Annotated in this window: 20 protein-coding genes and 1 tRNA gene; 6 read left to right on the forward strand and 15 right to left on the reverse strand. The window is 70.0% G+C overall.

The features are described from left to right. Positions 1–76: 76 nt before the first annotated feature. A complete protein-coding gene (locus AB0O44_RS12820; protein WP_290258202.1) occupies positions 77–1,525 on the reverse strand; it encodes a class II 3-deoxy-7-phosphoheptulonate synthase in 1,449 nt (482 codons plus the stop codon). Positions 1,526–1,591: 66 nt separating this feature from the next. Then, positions 1,592–2,332, reverse strand: a complete 741-nt coding sequence (locus AB0O44_RS12825) for a lysophospholipid acyltransferase family protein (RefSeq protein WP_290258203.1) — start codon at positions 2,330–2,332, stop codon at positions 1,592–1,594. Between the two features lie 111 nt (positions 2,333–2,443). On the opposite strand from AB0O44_RS12825, the gene AB0O44_RS12830 reads away from it, so the two are divergent. Genes AB0O44_RS12830 through AB0O44_RS12840 form a run of 3 tightly spaced genes read left to right on the forward strand, consistent with a single transcriptional unit; the run spans position 2,444 to position 4,655 of the window. Continuing rightward, positions 2,444–3,235 (forward strand): alpha/beta fold hydrolase, encoded by a 792-nt coding sequence (locus tag AB0O44_RS12830; protein WP_364137869.1) that lies wholly within the window; start codon positions 2,444–2,446, stop codon positions 3,233–3,235. Next, complete coding sequence (locus AB0O44_RS12835; protein ID WP_364137871.1) at positions 3,232–4,029, forward strand: alpha/beta fold hydrolase; 798 nt, start codon at positions 3,232–3,234, stop codon at positions 4,027–4,029. The genes AB0O44_RS12830 and AB0O44_RS12835 overlap by 4 nt, the downstream gene beginning before the upstream one ends. Next, positions 4,026–4,655, forward strand: coding sequence for a hypothetical protein (locus AB0O44_RS12840; protein WP_364137873.1), 630 nt, complete (start codon positions 4,026–4,028; stop codon positions 4,653–4,655). Before AB0O44_RS12835 ends, AB0O44_RS12840 begins: the two co-directional genes overlap by 4 nt. A 20-nt stretch (positions 4,656–4,675) precedes the next feature. On the opposite strand, the gene AB0O44_RS12845 is transcribed toward AB0O44_RS12840, so the two are convergent. Next, positions 4,676–5,764 (reverse strand): ROK family glucokinase, encoded by a 1,089-nt coding sequence (locus AB0O44_RS12845; RefSeq protein ID WP_364137875.1) that lies wholly within the window; start codon positions 5,762–5,764, stop codon positions 4,676–4,678. A gap of 195 nt (positions 5,765–5,959) precedes the next feature. Between AB0O44_RS12845 and AB0O44_RS12850 the strand changes: the two genes are divergently transcribed. Further along, entirely contained in the window at positions 5,960–7,777 is a 1,818-nt protein-coding gene (locus AB0O44_RS12850) for an AMP-dependent synthetase/ligase (RefSeq protein ID WP_364137877.1), read from the forward strand. Positions 7,778–7,884: 107 nt separating this feature from the next. Here AB0O44_RS12850 and AB0O44_RS12855 read toward each other — a convergent pair whose 3' ends face one another. Further along, positions 7,885–11,283 (reverse strand): pyruvate carboxylase, encoded by a 3,399-nt coding sequence (locus AB0O44_RS12855; RefSeq protein WP_364137879.1) that lies wholly within the window; start codon positions 11,281–11,283, stop codon positions 7,885–7,887. A 386-nt stretch (positions 11,284–11,669) separates the two neighbouring features. Here AB0O44_RS12855 and AB0O44_RS12860 point away from each other — a divergent pair, with 386 nt between their 5' ends. Beyond that, positions 11,670–12,527: a ParA family protein gene (locus tag AB0O44_RS12860; RefSeq protein WP_364137881.1), complete on the forward strand. Its 858-nt coding sequence runs from the start codon at positions 11,670–11,672 to the stop codon at positions 12,525–12,527. An 84-nt stretch (positions 12,528–12,611) separates the two neighbouring features. Here AB0O44_RS12860 and AB0O44_RS12865 read toward each other — a convergent pair whose 3' ends face one another. The 5 genes from AB0O44_RS12865 to gcvH all read right to left on the reverse strand — a co-directional run bounded on the left by AB0O44_RS12865 (position 12,612) and on the right by gcvH (position 15,702). Next, positions 12,612–13,208 (reverse strand): MerR family transcriptional regulator, encoded by a 597-nt coding sequence (locus AB0O44_RS12865; protein WP_290258212.1) that lies wholly within the window; start codon positions 13,206–13,208, stop codon positions 12,612–12,614. Positions 13,209–13,468: 260 nt separating this feature from the next. After that, entirely contained in the window at positions 13,469–13,972 is a 504-nt protein-coding gene (locus tag AB0O44_RS12870; protein ID WP_364137883.1) for a bifunctional nuclease family protein, read from the reverse strand. Continuing rightward, on the reverse strand, positions 13,972–14,688 hold the full coding sequence (locus AB0O44_RS12875; RefSeq protein ID WP_290258215.1) for a MerR family transcriptional regulator: 717 nt from the start codon (positions 14,686–14,688) through the stop codon (positions 13,972–13,974). Before AB0O44_RS12875 ends, AB0O44_RS12870 begins: the two co-directional genes overlap by 1 nt. A 23-nt stretch (positions 14,689–14,711) precedes the next feature. Beyond that, positions 14,712–15,185: an FHA domain-containing protein gene (locus AB0O44_RS12880; protein WP_364137886.1), complete on the reverse strand. Its 474-nt coding sequence runs from the start codon at positions 15,183–15,185 to the stop codon at positions 14,712–14,714. Positions 15,186–15,315: 130 nt separating this feature from the next. Further along, entirely contained in the window at positions 15,316–15,702 is a 387-nt protein-coding gene (gene gcvH / locus AB0O44_RS12885; RefSeq protein ID WP_290258217.1) for a glycine cleavage system protein GcvH, read from the reverse strand. Between the two features lie 205 nt (positions 15,703–15,907). Between gcvH and AB0O44_RS12890 the strand changes: the two genes are divergently transcribed. Further along, positions 15,908–16,777, forward strand: a complete 870-nt coding sequence (locus AB0O44_RS12890; protein ID WP_364137888.1) for a DNA-formamidopyrimidine glycosylase family protein — start codon at positions 15,908–15,910, stop codon at positions 16,775–16,777. A gap of 94 nt (positions 16,778–16,871) precedes the next feature. Here the strand turns inward: AB0O44_RS12890 and AB0O44_RS12895 are convergent. The 6 genes from AB0O44_RS12895 to AB0O44_RS12920 all read right to left on the reverse strand — a co-directional run bounded on the left by AB0O44_RS12895 (position 16,872) and on the right by AB0O44_RS12920 (position 22,480). Then, positions 16,872–16,948, reverse strand: a tRNA-Pro gene (locus AB0O44_RS12895). A 161-nt stretch (positions 16,949–17,109) separates the two neighbouring features. Continuing rightward, on the reverse strand, positions 17,110–18,660 hold the full coding sequence (gene der / locus AB0O44_RS12900) for a ribosome biogenesis GTPase Der (RefSeq protein ID WP_364137890.1): 1,551 nt from the start codon (positions 18,658–18,660) through the stop codon (positions 17,110–17,112). Next, on the reverse strand, positions 18,657–19,391 hold the full coding sequence (locus tag AB0O44_RS12905; RefSeq protein WP_364137966.1) for a lysophospholipid acyltransferase family protein: 735 nt from the start codon (positions 19,389–19,391) through the stop codon (positions 18,657–18,659). Before AB0O44_RS12905 ends, der begins: the two co-directional genes overlap by 4 nt. Before the next feature lie 43 nt (positions 19,392–19,434). Continuing rightward, positions 19,435–20,166, reverse strand: a complete 732-nt coding sequence (gene cmk / locus AB0O44_RS12910) for a (d)CMP kinase (RefSeq protein WP_290258221.1) — start codon at positions 20,164–20,166, stop codon at positions 19,435–19,437. Next, positions 20,166–21,275: a prephenate dehydrogenase gene (locus tag AB0O44_RS12915; RefSeq protein ID WP_364137892.1), complete on the reverse strand. Its 1,110-nt coding sequence runs from the start codon at positions 21,273–21,275 to the stop codon at positions 20,166–20,168. Before AB0O44_RS12915 ends, cmk begins: the two co-directional genes overlap by 1 nt. 2 nt (positions 21,276–21,277) lie before the next feature. Beyond that, positions 21,278–22,480: a pseudouridine synthase gene (locus AB0O44_RS12920; RefSeq protein WP_364137894.1), complete on the reverse strand. Its 1,203-nt coding sequence runs from the start codon at positions 22,478–22,480 to the stop codon at positions 21,278–21,280. Between the last annotated feature and the right edge of the window lie 48 nt (positions 22,481–22,528).

A 22,528-nucleotide genomic window follows, 5' to 3' on the forward strand; every position in this document is an offset into this window, starting at 1 on the left:
CCCAGGGGACTCAAGCGCAAGGACCCCCGGCCGCCATCCGGCGGCCAGGGGTCCTTGCGTTGAAGCTGGGCGTGTCCTAGCGCTTGGCGAGGGATCCGGCCACGAGGAACGCCATCTCGAGGGACTGCATGTGGTTCAGGCGGGGGTCGCAAACCGACTCGTAGCGGTCCAGGAAGGCGTCCTGGTCGATCGGGTCCGCGCCGCCCAGGCACTCGGCCACGTCGTCGCCGGTCATCTCCACGTGCAGGCCGCCCGGCACGGTGCCGAGGCCGTGGTGGACCTCGAAGAAGCCGCGCACCTCGTCGATGACGTCGTCGAAGTTGCGGGTCTTGTAGCCGTTCGGGGAGGTGACGGTGTTGCCGTGCATCGGGTCCGTGACCCACAGGACCTGCGCGCCGGAGGCGGTGACGCGCTCCACGATGGGCGGCAGCTTCTCGCGGATGTTGCCGGCGCCCATGCGGGTGATGAAGGTCAGGCGGCCCGGTTCGCGGTTCGGGTCCAGCTTGTCGATCAGCCGCAGCGCGTCGTCACCCGTGGTGGTGGGGCCGAGCTTCACGCCGATGGGGTTGCGGACCCGGGAGAGGAAGTCCACGTGGGCGTGGTCCAGCTCGCGGGTGCGCTCCCCGATCCAGAGGAAGTGCGCGGAGGTGTCGTACGGCAGGCCGGTGCGGGAGTCGATGCGGGTCAGGGCCCGTTCGTAGTCCAGCAGCAGCGCCTCGTGGCTGGCGTAGAACTCCACGCGCTTGAGCGCCTCGAAGTCCGCGCCGCAGGAGGACATGAACTTGATGGCCCGGTCGATGTCGCGGGCGAGCGATTCGTAGCGGGCGTGCGCGGGGTTCTCGGTGAAGCCCTTGTTCCACTGGTGCACCAGGCGGAGGTCCGCGAAACCGCCCTGGGTGAAGGCCCGGATCAGGTTCAGGGTCGACGCCGAGGTGTGGTACGCCTTCAGCATCCGGCCGGCGTCGTGGGCGCGGGATTCCGGGGTGAAGTCGTAGCCGTTGACGATGTCGCCGCGGTAGGCCGGGAGGGTCACACCGTCGCGGGTCTCGTCGTTGGAGGACCGCGGCTTGGCGAACTGCCCCGCCATCCGGCCCATCTTGATCACGGGCATGGCCGCGCCGTAGGTAAGCACCACGGCCATCTGCAGGATGGTCCGGACCCGGGCGCTGATCTTGTCCGCGGTGGCGGCCTCGAAGGTTTCGGCGCAGTCACCGCCCTGGAGCAGGAACGCCTCGCCCCGGGCCGCGGCGGCGAGCCGTTCCCGGAGGATGTCCACCTCGCCGGCGAACACCAGCGGCGGCAGCACGGAGAGCTCCTTGACCGAGGCCTCGAAGACGGCCGGGTCGGACCAGGTGGGCTGCTGGGAGGCCGGGAGCTTCCGCCAGTCGTCCAGCCCGGGATAGTTGGCCGCCCCGCTCTGGGAGATGCCGGCGAAGGCGCCGGCAGCGAACGCGGGGGCCACGGGGGCGCCCGGCATCGGGGAGGAGGTGAGAGGGGACGTGGAGGGTGCGGATAGCTCAGTCACCCTCCTAGGATAGTTCGCCGGGAGCGGTTCAACGGCGCCGGGGCGTCAAAGTCCGGGCCCCTCCCGTCACACTGTTCCCGGCGCCTCCGGGCCCGGGCCGGCCTCCTGCGTGGGTGCCTCGGTGGCCTTGCCGGCGAGCCGGAGCTTGACGACGGCGGCGTACTCGTCCACGTACTCCTGCCCGGAGAGTCTCATCAGCTCGTACATGATCTCGTCCGTCACGGAGCGCTGGATGAGCCGGTCGTCCTCCATGCCGTAGTAGCGGCTGAAATCCATCGGCTCGCCGAAGATCATGCCGATCCGGCGGATGTTGGGGACCCGCTTGCCGATCGGCTGGACCTTGTCCGTGCCGATCATCGCCACCGGGATCACCGGGACCCGGGCCTGCAGCGCCAGCCGGGCCACGCCCACCTTGCCGCGGTACAGCCGCGAGTCCGGGCTGCGGGTGCCCTCGGGGTAGATGCCCAGCAGCGAGCCGTTCTTCAGCACGTCCATGCCGGCGTTCAGTGACTGGGCGGAGGCCGCTCCCCCGGACCGGTCCATCGGCAGCTGGTTGGTCAGGCGGAAGAAGGCGGCCGTGAGCTTGCCCTTGACGCCCTTGCCGGTGAAGTACTCGGACTTGGCCAGGAACACTACCGGCCGGGGCACCATCAGGGGCATGAAGATGGAATCGGAGAAGGAGAGGTGGTTGGAGGCAAGGATCGCGGCGCCGCTGGCGGGAACGTTGTCCAGGCCCTTGACCCACGGCCGGAAGAGCGTCTTGAGGACCGGTCCGAGGACGAACGTCTTCATGAACCAATAAAACACGTGGTGTACCTCTCCGGCAGGCGTCTGGCCGGCCCTTCCTCGGGTCCGGCCAGGACTTCAATGACACCCTACTCTAGTGAGTTTTGTCCCGAACAGTGACACGATGGGCTCATGAGCGACAGCAGTACCTCCTCCCGGCCTGCCGCTTTCTCCTACCCCGGCCACGGCGCGAACGCGCGCACCGGCGTGGCCATCTGCCACGGCTTCACAGGCAGCCCGCTGAGCGTGCTGCCGTGGGCCGAACACCTTGCCGCCGCTGGCTACGCGGTGAGCGTTCCCTTGCTTCCCGGACACGGCACGAACTGGCGGGATCTCGCGCGCCGGAGCTGGCTGGAATGGTACGGCGCCTTCGAGGATGCCTACCGGGAACTGGCCGCCACCACCGGTACCTGCTTCGTCGCGGGCCTGTCCATGGGCGGGACCATCGCGCTGCGCACCGCCGCCCGGAACCCGGTGGCCGGAGTCGCCGTCGTCAACCCGGGGCTGAGCTTCTACGACCGGCGCGTCCGCTACGTCGGCGTCCTCAAATATCTGCAGCGCACCACCGTTCCGCTGCAGGAGGCGGAGTCGACGGCGGCAGCCACCGACGACGGCGACTACTCGCTCACGCCGCTGCAGGCCGTGCACCAGTTGCGCAAGCTCTTCTCGACCACGCTCCGGGAACTGCCCTCGGTCACCGCGCCGGCCCTGGTGTTCAAATCGGACACCGACGCCGTGGTGCCGGCCTCCTCGCTGGCCCTGCTCGAGCGCCGGCTGGGCCCGTCCGCGCCGGAGGTGGTGCGGCTGCCGGACAGCGGACACGTGGCGACCCTCGATGTCGATGCGCCACTGATCTTCGAACGCTCGCTACGCTTCTTCCAGGACCACACCCCCGCCCCCTCAGGAACCCCGGAGCAGCCATGACGCCAGCGCCCGACCACTCGCCGTTCAGCCACCCCTTCAGCGGGGAGGGTCCGAGCGTCGGCGTGGTGGTGTCCCACGGCTTCACCGGCAGCCCGCACGGTGTCCGGGCGTGGGCAGAGTCCCTCGCACGGGAAGGCTATGCCGTGCGGATGCCGCTGCTGCCGGGCCACGGCACCAGCTGGCAGGAGCTGGCCCGGACGCGCTGGCAGGAATGGCACGCCGGCCTGGAGGCCGCCTACCTGGAACTGGCGGAAGAATGCGACCACGTGGTGGTGGCCGGACTCTCGATGGGCGGGGCGCTGGCGTTGCGGCTGGCCGCCACCCACCCGGTGGCGGGCGCCGTGCTGGTCAACCCGGGCCTGGTGATCGACGATCCCCGCGCCCCGCTGGCCGGCTTCCTGCGCTTCGTCCTCAAGAGCACACCGGCGATCGCCGGGGACATCCTCAAGGAAGGCGTCGACGAGGGCGCCTACGCCCGCACCCCGGTGGCGGCCGCCTACGAGTTGAACAAGATGTTCAAGGACACGGTGCGGCTGCTCCCCCGCGTCACCGCCCCGGTGCGGGTCTACCGTTCCACGGTGGACCACGTGGTCTCGGAGGCCAGCATGACGGCGCTGCGCCGTGGACTGGTCAACGCCCCGCTGGAGGTGGTGCCGCTGAGGAACAGCTACCACGTGGCTACCATGGACAACGACGCGCCGCAGATCTTCAGCGGCACGGCCGAATTCATCCGCTCGATCGTGGCAGCCCACGAACCGGGCGCCAGCAGCAGCCAAGGAAGAAACGGCAGATGACGCATTCCGATCCCAAGTCCCCGGACCCGGATTCCGGCGCGAACCAGGACGATGCCGTCTGGCTGGACCTGGTGGCGCGGCTGGAGCAGACCGATTCGGGCCTGACTCCGGAACCCGCCGCAGGCGGGGAAAAGACAGGCGGAGAAGAGACAGCCGGGGGAAAAACTGGCGCCGATGGGACCGGCGGTCAAAAGACGGATGGAGACGGCTTTGGCAAGGGTGGCGCCGGCACCGGAGCCGCCGGGGATCCTGCCGGGCCGCGGCGCTTTAGCGACTTCGACCCGCTGGGCCTGGCCGCGCCGGGACCCGGATCAGCCCCGGGGTCTGCCCCCGCACCGGGCGGCGCGGCGGGCAGCGGGCCGCGGGACTACGAGGCCGACGACGGGGACGGCGAGTTCGTGCCGGAGGAGCCGCCGAAACTCTCGGACACGGACCCGTTGACCATGCTGGCGTGGATCGGCGCGGTGGGCGGTCCGATTGCCCTGCTGCTCTCGGTGATGTTCTGGCGCTCGGCCCCGCTGCTGGCGATCATCGGCATGGTGGCCGCGTTCGCGGTGTCCGTGGTCTACCTGATCACCAAGCTTCCGCACGAAAAAGACGAGTACGACGACGGCGCCCGGGTCTGACGTGCCCCGGCGCGGTACCGCTAGCTCCGCATCCGGCTGCTGACCCGGGACAGGTCGGCGGCGCCGATCAGGCCCGCGTTGGGGCCGAGCGCCGCGAGCTCGATCCGGGCCGCCGGGCGGAAGCCCCGCCCGGTGAGGTTGCGGGCGAAGGCCGTGCGGGCCGGGCCGACGAGCAGCTCGCCGGCATCGCAGAGCCCGCCGCCGATCACGAAGGTCCCCGGGTCCAGGGCGGCGGCCAGGTTGGCCAGGCCCAGGCCAAGCCACTCACCTACGTCCTCCAGCAGTTCACGGGCGGTGGGGTCCCCGGCCTTGGCCAGTTCGGTCACGGTGACGCCGGTGATGTCCCCGACGCGGCCGCCGACGGCCTTGAGCAGTTCCTGCGCCATCGGGGAGTTGGCTGCGGCAAGTTCACGGGCCTCGCGGCCCAGCGCATTCCCGGAGGCGTACTGTTCCCAGCAACCCCGGTTTCCGCATTCGCAGCGGTGGCCGCCGGGCTGGATGATCTGGTGGCCGAATTCGCCGGCGACGCCGAAGCGTCCGCGTTCCAGCCGGCCGTCCATCACCATCGCCCCGCCGATGCCGGTGCCCAGGGTGATGCAGACCAGCCGGTCCTCCCCGCGGCCGGCGCCAAAGCGCCACTCGGCCCAGCCGGCGGCGTCGGCGTCGTTGGTCAGCAGCACGGGCCGGCGCAGCAGCCGCTGCAGGTTCTCCCGCAGCGGCTCGTTCCGCCAGGCGAGGTGGGGGCTGAAGAGCACGGTGGCGCCGTCGAGGTCCATCCAGCCGGCGGCGCCGATGCCTACGGACCAGATCCGGTGCCCCTGGCCCAGCTCCTCGACCAGCTCCACGATCACCTGCTCCACGGCGCGGGGGTCGTTGCCGGGGGTGGACCGCCGCGCCTGCTTGAGGATCCTGCCCTCGGCGTCGACCACGCCCGCCGCCACCTTGGTGCCGCCGATGTCGATGCCGATCGCCAGGCCCTTGCGGCCCAGCCGGAGGTGTTCGCGGAAGCGGCCTGCCGGCTCGGCGCCCGGGCGGCGTGTGGTCCGGTGCCGCCACATGGGGCTCCGGCGGGACGGGGCCGGCTGCGGGCCCGGAAGTGGAGTGTGCATCGCTCCTCATTCTAGGGCCAGCCGCCCCACCGTCCCGGGGCGGCGCGGACCGCCGGGAGGCCCGCCGGGTGGCATTAGGCCCCCGCCGGCCGTAAAGTTACTGGCCAGTAGGTGAAGTGCGCCACACCCGTAAGAGGGCCGCGTACTAGTCTTAGTCGTACCCCTCGGGGGTTTACGGATATCAAAGGAGCTATCGTGCGAGAAATTATTGTCCCGCCCCTGGTCACCGTCCCGCCGGAGACAAACATCACCGACCTGGTGCTGCGCCAGGCGGCGAAGCAGTCCAACCCTGCACTGTTCTCCCGGCTCGACGCCGCCGGGCAGTGGCAGGACATCCGCGCCACCGAGTTCCTGGCCGACGCCTCCGCCCTCGCCAAGGGCCTGATGGCCAGCGGTGTGGGCGCCGGCGACCGGGTGGGCATCATGTCCCGCACCCGCTACGAATGGTCCCTGATCGACTTCGCTATCTGGTTCGCCGGAGCCGTGTCGGTGCCGATCTACGAGACCTCCTCCCCCTCCCAGGTCGCCTGGAACCTCGGCGACTCCGGCGCCGTCGCCGCGTTCGGCGAGTCCGCACACCACGAGGACATCATCCGCCAGGCCGCCACCTCCGAGGGCCTGACCGCACTCCGCCACGTCTGGCAGCTCGAGGGCGAGGCCCTGGACGAGGTCCGCGCCGCCGGCGCCGGGATCAGCGACGAGGAGCTGGAGCAGCGCCGCTCAAGCGCCGGACTCGCCGACCTGGCCACCATCATCTACACCTCGGGCACCACCGGCCGGCCCAAGGGCTGCGAGCTGACCCACGGCAACTTCGTGGAACTCTCCGACAACGTGCTGGCCACCTCCCTGGGCCTGACCGTCAACGAGGACGCCCGCACCATCATGTTCCTGCCGCTGGCGCACGTCTTCGCCCGGTTTATCTCGGTCCTGGCCGTGGCGGCCGGCGTGACCGTGGCGCACACCCCGGACATCAAGAACCTGTTGCCGGACCTGCAGAGCTACAAACCCACCTTCATCCTGGCCGTCCCCCGGGTCTTCGAGAAGGTCTACAACTCGGCCCTGACCAAGGCCGAGGACGGCGGCAAGGGCGCCATCTTCCACCGCGCCGCGGAGACCGCCATTGCATACTCCCGGGCCCGGCAGGACGGGAAGGTGGGGCTGATACTGCGCGCCAAGCATGCCCTCTTCGACAAGCTGGTCTACGGCAAGCTCCGCGACGCCATGGGCGGCCAGGTGGCCCACGCGGTCTCCGGCGGCGGCCCGCTGGGCGCCCGGCTGGGCCACTTCTTCCAGGGCATCGGCCTGCAGATCCTTGAGGGCTACGGCCTGACCGAGACCACCGCCCCGGTCACCGTCAACACGCCCTCGCTGATCAAGATCGGCACCGTCGGGGCGCCCATCCCGGGCAACGCGGTGAAGATCGCCGACGACGGCGAGATCCTCGCCAAGGGCGTCTGCGTGATGCGCGGCTACTTCAACCGGCCGGACCTGACGGATGAAGCGTTCATCGACGGCTGGTTCCGGACCGGCGACATCGGCCAGCTCGATGACCAGGGCTTCCTGACCATCACCGGCCGGAAGAAGGAAATCATCGTCACCGCCGGCGGCAAGAACGTGGTCCCGGCACTGCTCGAGGACCAGATCCGGGCCGACGCCCTGGTCTCCCAGGTGCTGGTGGTGGGCGACAACCGCCCGTTCATCGGCGCCCTGGTAACCCTGGACGAGGAGGCCCTCCCGGGCTGGCTGCAGCGCCACAACCTGTCCGCGTCCGGCGTGGCCGAGGCCGCGGAGCTCCCGGCGGTCCACGCCGCGGTCCAGGAGCTGATCAACCGGGCCAACCAGTCGGTCTCCCAGGCCGAGGCGATCAAGTCCTTCCGCATCGTCCCCTCGGACTTCACCGAGGCCTCGGGCCACCTGACCCCCTCGATGAAGGTCAAGCGCGCCCAGGTCCTCAAGGACTTCGACGCCGTCATCGAGGAGATGTACGCGGCCAGGCGCCCCACGCATGCCTGAGCCGCGGGCGCACCGGCCACAGCAGCCGGTGGCCAGCAACCGGTAACCAGAAACCAGAAAGGGCTCCCCCGGCGTCAGCCGGAGGAGCCCTTTCTGGTGCGTGGGTCCTACTCCCCGATGACCAGCAGCAGGTCCCCGCCCTGGACCTGTTCGACGGCGCCGACCGCCAGCCGTGCCACGGTGCCGGCCACCGGCGTCGTGATGGAGGCTTCCATCTTCATCGCCTCAATGGTGGCCACCGTGTCGCCCGCGTTCACCTTGTCCCCGGCCTTGACGGTCAGGGTGACGGCGCCGGCGAACGGTGCTGCCACCTGGCCCGGCTGGGAGGCATCGGCGCGCTCGGCGGCCTTGACGTTGCTGACCACGGACCGGTCGCGGACCACGACGGGCCGCGACTGGCCGTTCAGGGTGCACATCACGGTGCGCATGCCCTTCTCGTCGGGTTCGGAAACGGCCTCGAGCGAGGCGATCAGGCGGACGCCCTTCTCCAGCTCGATCTCGTGCTCGGCGCCGCGCTGCAGGCCGAAGAGGTAGTCGCGGGTATCCAGGACCGAGAGGTTGCCGTAGGTCTCGACGCTCTTCTGGTAGTCCTTGGTGGGCCCGGCGAAGAGCAGACGGTTGAGGGTCTGCTGCACCGTCTTGGAGTCGCCCTTGAGCGCGGCGCTGTCCTCGGCGCTGAGCTCCACGTCCCGGACCTTGACGCTGCGGCCCTGCAGGGCCTTGGTGCGGAACGGTTCCGGCCAGCCACCGGGCGGGTCGCCGAGTTCGCCGGAGAGGAAGCCGATCACGGAGTCCGGGATGTCGTACTTCTGCGGGTTCTCGTTGAAGTCAGCCGGGTCGGCGTTGAGGCCCACCAGGTGCAGGGCGAGGTCGCCGACCACCTTCGAGGAGGGCGTTACCTTGACGAGCCGGCCGAGGATGCGGTCGGCCGCGGTGTACATGTCCTCGATGGCCTCGAAGCGCTCACCCAGGCCCAGCGCCATGGCCTGCTGGCGCAGGTTGGAGAGCTGGCCTCCGGGGATCTCGTGCTGGTAGACCCGGCCGGTGGGGCCGGGCAGGCCCGACTCGAACGGGGCGTAGACGCGGCGGACGGCCTCCCAGTAGGGCTCCAGGGAGCAGACGCTGTCCAGGTCCAGGCCGGTGTCCCGCGGCGTGTGCGCGAGGGCCGCGACCAGGGCGGAGGCGGCAACCTGGCTGGTGGTGCCGGCCAGGGAGGCGGAGGCGACGTCGACTGCGTCGACCCCGGCGTCCGCGGCCGCCATCAGGGTGGCCAGCTGGCCGCCGGCGGTGTCGTGGGTGTGCAGGTGGACGGGGAGGTCGAAGCGTTCCCGCAGGGCGGTGACCAGCTTGGCCGCGGCTGCCGGACGCAGCAGGCCGGCCATGTCCTTGATCGCGAGGATGTGCGCCCCTGCGTCGACGATCTTCTGCGCCAGCTCCAGGTAGTAGTCCAGGGTGTAGAGCTTCTCCTCGGGATCGAGCATGTCCGAGGTGTAGCAAAGCGCCACCTCGGCCACGGCGGTCCCGGTGTCGCGGACGGCGCGGATGGCCGGGGCCATCTGGTTGACGTCGTTGAGGGCGTCGAAGATGCGGAAGATGTCGATGCCGGTCTTCGCCGCCTCGTTGACGAACGCCACCGTCACCTCCTCCGGGTAGGGGGTGTAGCCCACCGTGTTCCGGCCGCGGAGCAGCATCTGCAGGCAGACGTTGGGCAGCGCCTTGCGCAGGGCCGTCAGCCGGTCCCAGGGGTCCTCGCCGAGGAAGCGGAGGGCGACGTCGTAGGTCGCCCCGCCCCAGGCCTCGACCGAGAGCAGCTCGGGCAGCAGCTTGGACACGGCGGGGGCGGCGGCGACGAGGTCGCGGGTGCGCACCCGGGTGGCCAGCAGCGACTGGTGCGCGTCGCGGAAGGTGGTGTCCGTGACGGCGACGGCGTTCTGCTCGCGCAGGGCGCGGGCGAAGCCCTCCGGACCGAGTTCCTGCAGCCGCTGGCGCGAGCCGGGGCGGGCCTCGGAATCGGGCAGCGCGGGCAGCTTGTCGGCAGGGTCCGTGTGCACGGTCAGCTCGCCGTTGGGCTTGTTGACGGTGACGTCGGCCAGCCAGGTCAGCAGTTTGGTGCCGCGGTCCGCGGAGACGCGGGCCTTGAGTAGCTCGGGACGCTCGTCGATGAAGGACGTGGCGACGTCGCCGGCGATGAAGTCCGGGTCGTCCAGGACGGCCTGGAGGAAGGAAATGTTAGTGGAGACGCCGCGGATGCGGAACTCGGCCAGGGCCCGGCGGGCGCGGGCGACGGCGGTCGGGTAGTCGCGGCCGCGGCAGGTGAGCTTGACCAGCATGGAGTCGAAGTGCGGGCTGATCTCGGCGCCGGAGTACACGGTGCCGCCGTCGAGCCGGACCCCGGCGCCGCCGGCGGAACGGTAGCCGGTGATCTTTCCGACGTCGGGCCGGAAGCCGTTGGCCGGATCCTCGGTGGTGATGCGGGACTGCAGGGCGGCGCCGCGCAGCCGGACGGTGTCCTGCGAGAGGCCGAGGTCCGCGAGCGTCTCGCCGGAGGCGATGCGCAGCTGGGCCTGGACCAGGTCGACGTCGGTGACTTCCTCGGTCACGGTGTGCTCGACCTGGATGCGCGGGTTCATCTCGATGAAGACGTGCTGGCCTGCCCGGTCCCCCACGGTGTCGACCAGGAATTCGACGGTGCCGGCGTTGACGTAGTTCAAGGCCTTGGCGAACTTCACGGCGTCACGGTAGAGGGCCTGGCGGATGCCCTCGTCCAGGTTCGGCGCCGGGGCGATCTCGATGACCTTCTGGTGGCGGCGCTGGATGGAGCAGTCGCGCTCGAACAGGTGCATGACGTTGCCCTCGGCGTCGGCCAGGATCTGCACCTCGATGTGGCGGGGCCGCAGGACGGCCTGCTCCAGGAACATGGTGGGGTCGCCGAATGCGGCGTCCGCCTCGCGCATGGCGGCCTGCAGGGCCTCGGGCAGCGCCTCCCGGGTGTCGACGCGGCGCATGCCGCGGCCGCCGCCGCCGGCGACGGCCTTGGCGAAGACGGGGAAACCGATCTCATCCGCGGCGGCGATCAGTTCGTCGACGTCCTTGGACGGCTTGCTGGACTTCAGGACCGGGACGCCGGCCTTGCGGGCGGCCTCCAGGGCGGCGACCTTGTTGCCGGCCAGTTCCAAGACCTCGGCGGGCGGGCCCACGAAGGTGATTCCGGCGTCCGCGGCGGCCCGGGCCAGGTTGGGGTTTTCCGAGAGGAAGCCGTAGCCGGGGTAGATGGCGTCGGCGCCTGCCTCCTTGGCGACCCGGACCACCTCGTCGACGTCGAGGTAGGCGCGGACCGGGTGGCCTTCCTCGCCAATCAGGTAAGCCTCGTCGGCCTTTTGGCGGTGGATCGAGTTGCGGTCCTCGGTGGGAAACACCGCAACGGTCTTGGCTCCCAGCTCGTAGCTGGCACGGAAGGCGCGGATCGCGATTTCGCCGCGGTTAGCCACCAGAATCTTGGAAAACATACTTCTCCCTGCATCTTCGCGGGCGGTTCGGTAAGTGGTCACAGTTTCTAAGACGGTGGCGGCCAACACAAATCATTGTGGCCGTCATCACAGAATTATCCGTCATGTGCCCGGGAAGCGGCAGACGGCGTCCGCCGCCCTCCGGCACGGGGTTGTTCCGCGGCCGGGGAGCAGCGAAGACACGGCCCGGGGCACGGACTCATCCGTGGGCTGCGGCGCGGCCCGAGGGACCGGACTTCCGCCTCTGCCGGGGTGGATGAGGCGGGTTTATTGTGCGCCGCCGCCTATGATGGGTAGGTGGGTGGCGCATGTCCGCCCCGGCCCGGAGGAACGCACGGGCCGGCATGACCCAGTCTCGGCAACCGGCGTTAGGTATTGGTTTTCAAGTGCACGTAGTCAGCATCAGCAGCCTCAAAGGCGGAGTCGGCAAGACATCGGTGACCACCGGGCTGGCCTCGGCCGCCCTCGCCGCCGGCATCCCCACCCTGGTGGTCGACCTTGACCCGCACGCCGACGCCAGCACCGCCCTGGGCGTCCGCGCCGGCGAGCAGCTGGACATCGGCCGCATGCTGAAGTCCCCGCGCCGCGCCCGCCTGGCCGAGAACGTGGTCCCCAGCGGCTGGCTGGAGCGCGGTAACGCCACCGCCGGAACCCGCGCCGGCAACAGCGAAGAATCCATTCTGGATGTCGCCGTCGGCTCCGCCTACACCGGCATCTACGACCGCCCGGACCTGGGCCGCCGCGACCTGCGCCGCCTCTCCACCGTCCTGGCCGGCGCCGACCGGTACGAGCTGGTCCTGATCGACTGCCCGCCGTCCCTCAACGGCCTCACCCGGATGGCCTGGTCCGCCAGCGACAAGGTGGCCCTGGTGGCCGAACCCGGCCTCTTCTCCGTGGCCGGCACCGAGCGCACCATGCGCGCCATCCAGCTGTTCCGCCAGGAGTTTGCCCCCGGGCTCATGCCGGCCGGCATCGTTGCCAACCGGGTCCGCACGGGCTCGGCGGAGCACGCCTTCCGCCTCTCCGAGATGGACTCGATGTTCGGCGAGCTGCTGCTCACCCCGCACATCCCGGAACAGGCCAACTGGCAGCAGATCCAGGGTGCCGCCCACGCCGTGCACTCCTGGCCGGGCGACTCGGCCAAGAGCGCCGCCGGCCTCTTCGACGAACTGCTGGCGAACCTGCTGGGCAACCGCGGCGAACTCGTCGGCGCGGGCCGGGTCCGGGACCGCAGCAGCCGCTGACGCTTTCCCCGCCGGGGGCCGATTAAACGAAAGAAGCGCGGGGCCACCTGGTGGCCCCGCGCTTCTGTGTCTGAAGGGAAAGAATCAGCCGGTCTTGCGGGCCGCCCGGCGCTTGCTCAGTTCGTCGTCGGGAAAGGACTGGTCGGCGGCGTGCTCGCTGGGAAGGGCCGCGAGGCTGCCCTCCACCTCGCGCCAGACCCGGCCGACGGCGATGCCGAAGACGCCCTGGCCGCCCTGGACCAGGTCGATGACCTCGTCGGCAGAGGTGCATTCGTAGACGCTGGCGCCGTCGCTCATCAGGGTGATCTGGGCCAGGTCCTCCACACCGCGTTCACGCAGGTGTTCGACGGCGGTGCGGATCTGCTGCAGGGACACTCCGGTGTCCAGGAGACGCTTGACGACCTTGAGGACCAGGATGTCGCGGAAGCCGTAGAGCCGCTGCGAGCCGGAACCGGCGGCGCCGCGGACGGCGGGTTCCACCAGTCCGGTGCGGGCCCAGTAGTCAAGCTGGCGGTAGGTGATACCGGCGGCCTTGCAGGCGGTCGGTCCGCGGTAGCCGGCATCTTCGTCCAGGACGGGGAGGTCCTCGGTGAAGAGCAGGCCCTGCGCGCCGGTAGCGGGCACGGCAACACCTGCCGTCGAGGCCTGCTTGAGCTCGCCTGCGTCGCCTTTCGGACTCACGTGGATCCTCCTCATTCTGAGCTCCCGCGGGGAATTACAGCCTTAGCGCGCTTTCCTGCCGCCGTCGGGCCGTCCCGGCGCGGGAGTGATCCGCGCCGTTCGGGTCCGGCTGCTCAGTCCAGTGTGACGTGCGCACCTGTTGTCTGCAATGGGAACTTGTATCTCTGACGTTAGGCTGACCGGCCCCTCAGGTCAAAGACGTTGGGGCTATAGCCGGGGCGTGTCGAAAGTTTCGACCTCAACTTGAGACTTCGGCGGGGTCAGCCCGCGAAATCCTCGGGTTCGACGTCGTCCAGGAATTCCCGGAAGCGGCGCATCTCCCCCTCTTCGTCGACGGCGGGACCCGGCTCCGTGTCCTCACCCTCATCATGCTCGGTGATCCGCACGCCGGCCTCATCCATGACGGCGTCGGCGCACCAGATCCGGCACTTGGCGCGCAGCGCCAGGGCGAGGGCGTCGGATGCCCTCGAGCTGACCGTGGTGCCGTCCTCGAACTGCAGCTGGCCGTAGAAGACGTTATCCTCCACGGCGACGATGTTGACGCTGACGATCGTGTGGTCGAGCGCCTCGACGACGTCGATCAGCAGGTCGTGGGTCATCGGCCGCGGCGGGACGACGCCCTGCTGGGCCAGGGCGATGGCGCTGGCCTCGGGGGTGCCGATCCAGATCGGCACGTGCCGTTCGCCATGCATCTCCTTGAGCAGCACGAGCGGCTGGTTGGAGGGCAGTTCGATCCGAACGCCTACGATCTCGACCTCAATCATCAGATGTCCATCCTCGAGATGCGGTCCTGGACCAGAGCCCGGTGCAGCGAGAGGCAGAGGTCGCTGATTTCCCGGGCCGCCTCGGCGGCGCGGGCGTGCGAGGCGGCGTCCTTGCGGGACGTGAGGGTGGCGACGGCGCGTTCCACCAGGCCAAACTCCCGGTCCGCGGCGGCCTGGAAGGGGCGCAGGTGGCGGGGTTCAAGGCCGTGGCTTTCCAGCTGGACGCAGGCCTTGGCCACCTGCAGGGCGTGCTCGTCGAACTGGCCGTTGACGTGGCCGATCAGCCCGTAGCTCAGCAGGGACTCCAACAGCGGGACGCTCGCCCCGGATTCGGTCCGCAGCTGCTCCTCGCTGAGCCGGCGCACCCGGTTGTTCAACTCGGAGGCGAGCTCGTCGGAGACGATCCGCGGCGAGACGGTGACGCCGGGCGGAAGGTTGTCCGGGCGTTCGCCGCGGTCGATCGCGTCGAGGTAATCCTTGATCACCTTCAACGGCAGATACTGGTCGCGCTGGAGCGCCAGCACGAAACGGAGCCGCTCGACGTCGTTCTCCGAGTACTGCCGGTACCCCGCGGGGGTCCGCTGCGGGTTGATGAGTCCCTTTTCCTCAAGGAACCTGATTTTCGACGCGGTCATGGACGGGAAGTCGTCACTGAGTTGCCCCAGGACCTCCCCGATGTTCAAAACCTGGGGTCCGCGCCGTTCGGCTTGTGCCATGGCCACCGGAAAGTACTCCGATATCAGACGTTGCCTGCGGTGCGGACAGGGCTCAGGTAGAAGGTCAGGCGGAACTTGCCGATCTGCACCTCGTTGCCGGACTTGAGTTCCACGGCGTCGACGCGGTCGTTGTTGACATAGGTGCCGTTCAGGCTGCCGGTGTCCACCACTTCGAAGCTGCGGGGGGTGCGGCGGAACTCGACGTGGCGGCGGGACACCGTGACGTCGTCGAGGAAGATGTCGGCGTCGGGGTGCCGGCCGGCGGTGGTGACGTCCGAGTCCAGCAGGAAGCGGGCACCGCTGTTGGGACCGCTGTGCGCGATCAGCAGAGCCGAACCTGCCGGCAGCGATTCGATCGCGGTGCGCTCCTCGGTCGAAACCTTCGGGGCGATCGTCGGCTCGTCGCGGACCGGGGTGAGGTGGATCGAGGTGGTCTCCGAGGCTTTCACTCCACCCGTGCCGTATTCACCGGTGTCGTTCTGTCCGTGCCCAACCATTGAATCCTCCTGATTCGTTGCAGGTTCCCCCCTGCAAACAACGCATGCCGTCCGGAAAAGCCTGGCAGATCCGGTAGTCGGTCCGCCGTCCGGCAGCTGTCTCCAGCGGCAGGGCCGGGCGGCCTTGCCTTTAGCCTACCTGCTGTTCGTACTCCGATGCACTGAGCAGCGACTCGACCGCGTCGGCCTCGGCCAGCTTGATTTCCAGCAGCCAGCCCTCGCCGTAAGGATCGGAGTTAATCAGGGCCGAATCGGTGTCCAGCGCCTCGTTCCGGGCCACCACTTCGCCGCTGACCGGGGCGTAGATGTCGCTGACGCTCTTGGTCGATTCGACCTCGCCGACGACGTCATTGGCGGTGAGCTTGGTGCCCACCTCCGGCATCTGGGCGTAGACCACGTCGCCGAGGGCGTCCTGGGCAAAATCCGTGATGCCCACCCGGACGACGCCGTCGGCGTTGGGGGCGGTGACCCACTCGTGTTCGGCGGTGTAGGAGAGGTCTTCGGGAATGATGCTCATGACGGGCCTTTCGTCGGGTCAAGCACTACTGGTCAAGCACTTCGGGTGAATCCACTGGGGTCAAGCATTGGGTCCAGCGCTGGAGATGCGGCGGCCGGAGGAACGGGCCGCCGCTGAAAGTATAGGCATATCGGCACCGGCCCGGGAGGTCTCTGGCATGATGGGGCCATGGCCGCCCCTGCACCGGAATGGAACGTGTTAGCCCATGCCTGAACTGCCCGAAGTCGCGGCGCTGGCGGACTTCCTCGCCGCCCGTCTGGCCGGCTGCGAGGTCGCCGGCATCCAGGTGGTCTCCTTCGCCGTGCTGAAGACCGCCGATCCCCCGATCAGCGCGCTCGAGGGCCGCACGGTGACGGGCGTCCGGCGGTACGGGAAGTTCGTGGCGGTGGAGGCGGACGGGCTGTTCCTGGTTTTCCATCTCGCCCGCGCCGGCTGGGTCCGGATGACGGAGGCACCCACCGGGGCCGTACTCAAGCGCGGCGGCGGGCACATCGCGGTCCGGCTGTCCCTGACCGGCGGCGCCGGTCCCGTGGACGTGGACCTGACCGAGGCGGGGACCCGCAAGAGCCTGGCCGTGTACCTGGTCCGGGACCCGGCCGAGGTTCCGGGGATCGCGGCGCTGGGGCCGGACCCGCTGGGCAAGGATTTCGACGTCGAATCGCTCGCGGCGATCCTGGCCGCCCACTCCCAGCAGGTCAAGGGAGTGCTGCGCAGCCAAAGCATCATGGCCGGGATCGGCAACGCCTACAGCGACGAGATCCTGCACGCGGCACGGATCTCCCCGTTCGCGATCGCCGCGTCCCTGGACCGCGACGCCGTCGAACGCCTCTACCGGGCGATCCATGAGGTGCTCGGCGCGGCCGTGGCGGAGGCCGCCGGGAAGCCGCCGGCCGAGCTCAAGGACACGAAGCGGACCCACCTGCGGGTGCACGGGCGCGCCCGGGAGGCGTGCCCGGTCTGCGGGGACACCGTCCGGGAGGTCTCCTTCGCGGACACGGCCCTGCAGTACTGCCCCACCTGCCAGACGAAGGGGAAAATCCTCGCGGACAGGCGCACCTCGCGCTTCTTGAAGTAACCGGCCCCCGGAGCAGCCCGCGCCGCGGCGGGTTACCCGGGAAAGCAGAAAACCCCGCCCCTGCCGTTTCCGGCAAGGACGGGGTTTTTTCTGTTGGTCGGGCTGACAGGATTTGAACCTGCGACCCCTTGACCCCCAGTCAAGTGCGCTACCAAGCTGCGCTACAGCCCGCTGGTTCCGTCGTTCTCCGCTCCGTGGCTCCGGAGGGATTTCTCCCTGCCGTATTCACTGAGCAGTCCGGCCGAACCACCTTGAAAAGCTTACACGATTCCGGAGGGTGCCCGTGACATTTCGCCGCCGCCACGGGCACTTTTCCCTCCGATGTGTCCGAATTAACGCTTCTTGCTGCGCTTTTCCCGGACCCGCATGTTGACCTCGATCGGGGTGCCCTCGAAGCCGAAGGTTTCACGCAGGCGGCGGGTGATGAAGCGGCGGTAGCCCGGGTCCAGGAACCCGGTGGTGAAGAGGACGAACTTCGGCGGACGGCTGGAGGCCTGGGTGCCGAAGAGGATGCGGGGCTGCTTGCCGCCGCGGACCGGGTGCGGGTGCGCTGCCACGAGTTCGCCGAGGAAGGCGTTGAGCCGGCCGGTGGGGATGCGCTTGTCCCAGCTTTCCAGCGCCGTGTCCAGGGCGGGAACCAGGCGGTCCTTGTGCCAGCCGGTCTTGGCGGAGATGTTCACCCGGGGGGCCCAGGCCACGTGGGCCAGGTCGCGGTCGATCTCGCGCTCAAGGTAGATCCGGCGTTCGTCGTCCAGCAGGTCCCACTTGTTGAACGCCAGCACCAGCGCCCGGCCGGATTCGATGGCCAGCTGCAGGATGCGGACGTCCTGTTCGCTGAGCACCTCGTCCACGGCGAGGAGCACGACGGCGACCTCGGCCTTTTCGAGCGCGCTCTGGGTGCGCAGGGAAGCGTAGAAGTCGGCGCCTTGGGCCATGTGCTGGCGGCGTCGGATGCCGGCGGTGTCCACGAAGCGCCAGGTGCGGCCGCCGAGCTCGATGAATTCGTCCACCGGGTCGCGGGTGGTGCCGGCGGTGTTGTCCACGACGACGCGCTCGGAGCCGGCCAGCTTGTTCAGCAGCGAGGACTTGCCCACGTTCGGGCGGCCGATCAGCGCGATGCGGCGGGGGCCGCCGCTGCGTTCCAGGCCCTCGATGGTGGAGAACTCGGGCAGGACATCCATCACGTGGTCCAGCAGGTCTGCCACGCCACGGCCGTGCAGGGCGGAGACCGGGTAGGGCTCGCCGAAGCCGAGGCCCCAGAGCGCGGCCGAGTCGGCTTCCTGGGCGAAGTCGTCCACCTTGTTGGCCACCATGATGACCGGCTTCTTGGACTTGCGGAGCATCTTCATGACGCCCTCGTCGGTGGCGGTGGCGCCGACGGCGGAGTCCACCACGAAGAGCACGGCGTCGGCCAGTTCCACGGCCATCTCGGCCTGCTCGGCGACGCGGGCGTGGATGCCGCGGGCGTCGTGCTCCCATCCGCCGGTGTCCACCAGGGTGAAGTTGCGGCCGTTCCAGTGCGCTGAGTACATGACCCGGTCGCGGGTGACGCCGGGGGTGTCCTCGACGACGGCCTCGCGGCGGCCCAGGATGCGGTTGACCAGCGTGGACTTGCCCACGTTCGGGCGGCCGATGATGGCCAGGACCGGGTCCAGCTTCAGCGGGCCGTCGAAATCCTCGTCGTCGAAGTCGCCGCTGAGCAGGGCGGCGTCGTCCTCGTCGAGCTCGTAGTCCTCCAGGCCGGCGCGCAGCGACGCGGCGCGGAGGTCGGCCTCGTCGTCGTCCAGGGCGGCGAGGTTCTCCGCCACCTGGTCCGTGCCGGTGGGCGTGTATTCGTCTTCGCCGGCGCCGAAGTTGCCGGAGGTTTGAGTCGTATCGCTCATTGCACTTTCCTTAGGTGGTGATCTGCCGGCTCTCCGGCTACTGCTGTCTGGCGTTCATGCGGTGGTTCTGATTGCGGTGCTGCTGATCCGGCGCTTGCTGTTTCCGCGTCGGGCAGGCGGTGTCCGCTGGCCTGGATGGTGTCCTGGACGTGCCGCGCCAGCGCAGCACGGATCCCGGTTCCCACCCTGTCCATTGAAGCACGCCCGGTCTCCCCCGGCCTGCGGTCCGCGGTCAACGCCGGGCCGAAGCTGACGTGCAGCCGGCGGCCCGGGCGGGGCACGGTGTTGAGGTGTTCGTCGCCGGTGCGGGTTCCGAGGATGGCGACCGGGATGACGGTGGCCGCCGAGTTCAGCGCCAGCCAGGCCACCCCGTTGTTGATCGCTGCCGCCTGGCCGCTCCCCCGGGTGCCTTCGGGGAGGATGCCCACGCAGGATCCGGCGTCCAGGATGGCCTTGGCGCGCTGCAGCGCCGCCCGGTCCCCGGACCGGTCCACGGGCAGCTGGCCCGCGGCGGTCAGCACCCGGCCCAGGACGCCGCCGAACATCTCCTGCTTGACCAGGATGTGCATCGGCCGCGGGGCGGCACCGAACATCACCGGCCCGTCGAGGTAGCTGATGTGGTTCCCGGCGAAGATCACCGGGCCGGCCTGCGGGACGTTGGCCCGTCCGCTGACGGTGGTCCGGTAGACGAGGTGGTCCAGCGCCCAGCCCACGGGGCGGCTCCAGGCCATGGTTCCGGTGAGGAACAGGCGTCCGGGGACCGCGGCCGCGCGCTCAGTCACGGGTGAAGGGCGCGTGCTCAACGACCCGGCGCACGATCCCGAGGGCCGCGTCGACGGTCTGCTCAAAGTCCAGGTCCGAGGAGTCCAGGGTGACCACGCCGTCGGCGGCCCGGGTGAAGTTCACCACGGTGGAGTCCTTGGCGTCCCGCGCCGTCACCTGGGCGGCGAGCTGCTCGGCGTTCTGGGTGCCGCCCAGCTGCAGGCCGCGGCGGCGCAGCCGGGCCTCCTCGCTGGCGGTCAGCAGCATCCGCACCTCGGCGTTGGGCGCGACGACGGTGGTGATGTCCCGGCCCTCCACCACCATGCGGCGGTGGTGCTTGTCGATCAGTGCGCGCTGGCGGCGGATCAGTTCGGTGCGGGCGCCCAGGTTGGTGGCGACGGCGCTGACCGCGGCGGAGATGGAGGGTTCACGGATGGCGTCGGTGATGTCCACGCCGCCCACGCGCACGTACTCCTCCCCCGCGCTGGTGCTGATGTCCAGGTCCAGGACTTCGGCGGCGTCCTCGACGGCCTGCCCGTCGGCCAGGTCGGTCCCGGCGTCGAGGCAGTACCAGGTCAGGGCCCGGTACATCGCGCCGGTGTCCAGGTAGGCCAGCCGGAGCCGGCGGGCCACCTCCTTGCTGACACTGGACTTGCCCGACCCGGAGGGCCCGTCAATGGCGACGACGAGGCTCTTGCCGGGACGGACCACGTCCGTCGCTACTGCTGCTGTTTCCTGGGTCATTACTGGAGTACCCGCCATCCGCGGTCGTTGAGGGCTTCGATGAGCATTTCGTGTTTGTTGGGCAGGACGGAGATCTCCACCATGCCCACGTTCTGGCCGGACGAGTGGTCCAGGCGCAGGTCTTCGAGGTTGACGCCGATCTCGCCGATCTCGGTGAGCAGCCGGGCGATCTGCCCGGGCGTGTCGTCGACCAGGACGGTGAGCCAGGAGTAGGCCTGCGGCGGCCCGCCGTGCTTGCCCGGGATGCGGGCCTGGCCGGCGTTGCCCTCGCTGATCAGCTGCGCCAGGTCCAGCCGTGCGCCGGGCGCGGTGGGGTTCTCCAGGGTGCCGATGAGGCGGTTCAGGTCCTCCCGGACACCGTGCAGCAGCCCCACCATGGGCCCGGCGTTGGCGCCGAGGATCTGCACCCACAGCGTCGGGTCGCTGGCGGCGATCCGGGTGGTGTCCCGGAGCCCGTTCCCGGCGAGGGAGAGGGCGTGCAGGGGCGTGCCCTGCAGCCGGCTGGCCAGCAGCGAGGACATCACCTGGGGCAGGTGCGAGACCAGCGCCACCGCGTCGTCGTGTTCCTGGGCGTCGAATTCGGCGACGACGGCGCCGAGGTCGCCCGCCAGCGTGCGCGCCGTCGTGAGGGCCTCGGGCCGGGTCTCCGGCGTCGGGCACAGCACCCACGGCATGGAGGTGAAGAGTTCGCCGCGCGCGGCCACCGGCCCGGACTTCTCCCGGCCGGCCATCGGGTGGGTGCCGACGTAGCGGCCCAGGTCGGCCCCGCGGTCGCGGAGCTCGGCCTGGATGCCCGCCTTGACGCTGGCGATGTCCACCACGGTGGCGTCCGGGTAATCCGCCAGGGCGCGGGCGACGACGTCGGCCGTCACGTCCGGCGGGGCCGCCACGACGACGAGCTCCGGGGCCTCCCCCTCGAGCCGCTCCAGCGGCAGGCCGGCGCCGATGTCGACGGCGACGGCCTGGTTGGTCGGCGAGGGGTCGGTCAGGTACACCGGGACGCCGCGGCCGCGCAGGCCCAGCCCGATGCTGGTGCCCAGCAGCCCGGTGCCCACGACGACCACGGGGCCGTTGAGGTGCCCGCGGCCGTGGGTGCGGAAAGCGGACATGCTTACAGCCCCACGGATGCCAGCAGGTGGCCGACTTCCTGCTTGCCGAGGTTGCGGATGCTGCCCTGGCGCTGGTCGCCCAGGCCGATGGGGCCGACCTTGACGCGGACCAGGCGCAGCACGGGGAAACCGACGGCGTCGAAGAGGCGGCGAACGATCCGGTTCTTCCCCGAGTGCAGGACCACCTCGATCAGCACGTGGCCCGGGGTGGAGTCGACCAGCCGGAACGAATCCACCGAGGCCATGCCGTCTTCCAGCTCGACGCCGGCCTTCAGCTGGGCGCCGACGCCCTGCGGGAACGGGCCGCGGACCTGGACCAGATAGGTCTTGGGCACCTCGTAGGAGGGGTGCGTCAGCCGGTTGGCCAGTTCGCCGTCGTTGGTCAGCAGCAGCAGGCCCTCGGTGGCGACGTCCAGCCGGCCCACGTGGAAGAGCCGCTCGCCGTGGTGGTTGCGGACGAAGTCGCTGATGCACGGCCGGCCGTCCGGGTCTTCCATGGTGGAGACAACGCCCTTGGGCTTGTTGAAGACCATGTAGACCATGTTTTCGTCCAGCTGAATGCGCAGGCCGTCGACGTGGATCACGGAGGTGGCGGGGTCCACCCGCATGCCCAGTTCGGTGACGACGTGGCCGTCCACCTCGACCCGGCCCTCGGCGATCATCTCTTCGCAGACGCGACGGGAGGCCACGCCGGCGGAGGCCATGACCTTTTGCAGGCGGACACCGTCGGCATCGTGCAGCTCGGACTGCGGCACGGCGCCGCGCGGGCCGCGCTTGCGGGCGGGCTTGCGGACCGGGCCGAGGTTCTGGCCGAAGCGTTCGCTGCCGAAGGCCTTCGAGCCGGTGGCCTTGGCGGCGCCGGCCCCGATGCGGGCCTTGGGCTTCACGGCGCCGGGGGTGCCCGGCGCCTTGCCGGCGCCGGGCTTGCGGGCTCCGGGCTTCTTCGCCGCGGGCTTGCCGCCGCGCTGTCCCGGCTCCGCCGGACCCGGGTTCAGGTCCGGGTCAATGAAGGCTTCCTCGCGGGGCTTGGGCCGCTTGAAGCCGCGGTCAGCTCCGCCGGAGAAGCCGCCCTTGCCGGCGTCGCGCTGGCCGCGGCCGGCGCCGCCGGCTCCCTGGCTGCGCGGTGTGTTGTGTCCGGCCTTGTTGCCGGCTCCGGTCCGTCCCGAACCGTTACGTGGTGAACCCTGGCGTCCCGCCTGTGTCATGACCCGTCCTTCGTTATGGTGAAATCTGTGCGCAGGCTGCGTGGCTGC

The organism is Arthrobacter sp. NPDC080082 (assembly GCF_040686595.1).
Classification (GTDB): Bacteria; Actinomycetota; Actinomycetes; order Actinomycetales; family Micrococcaceae; genus Arthrobacter.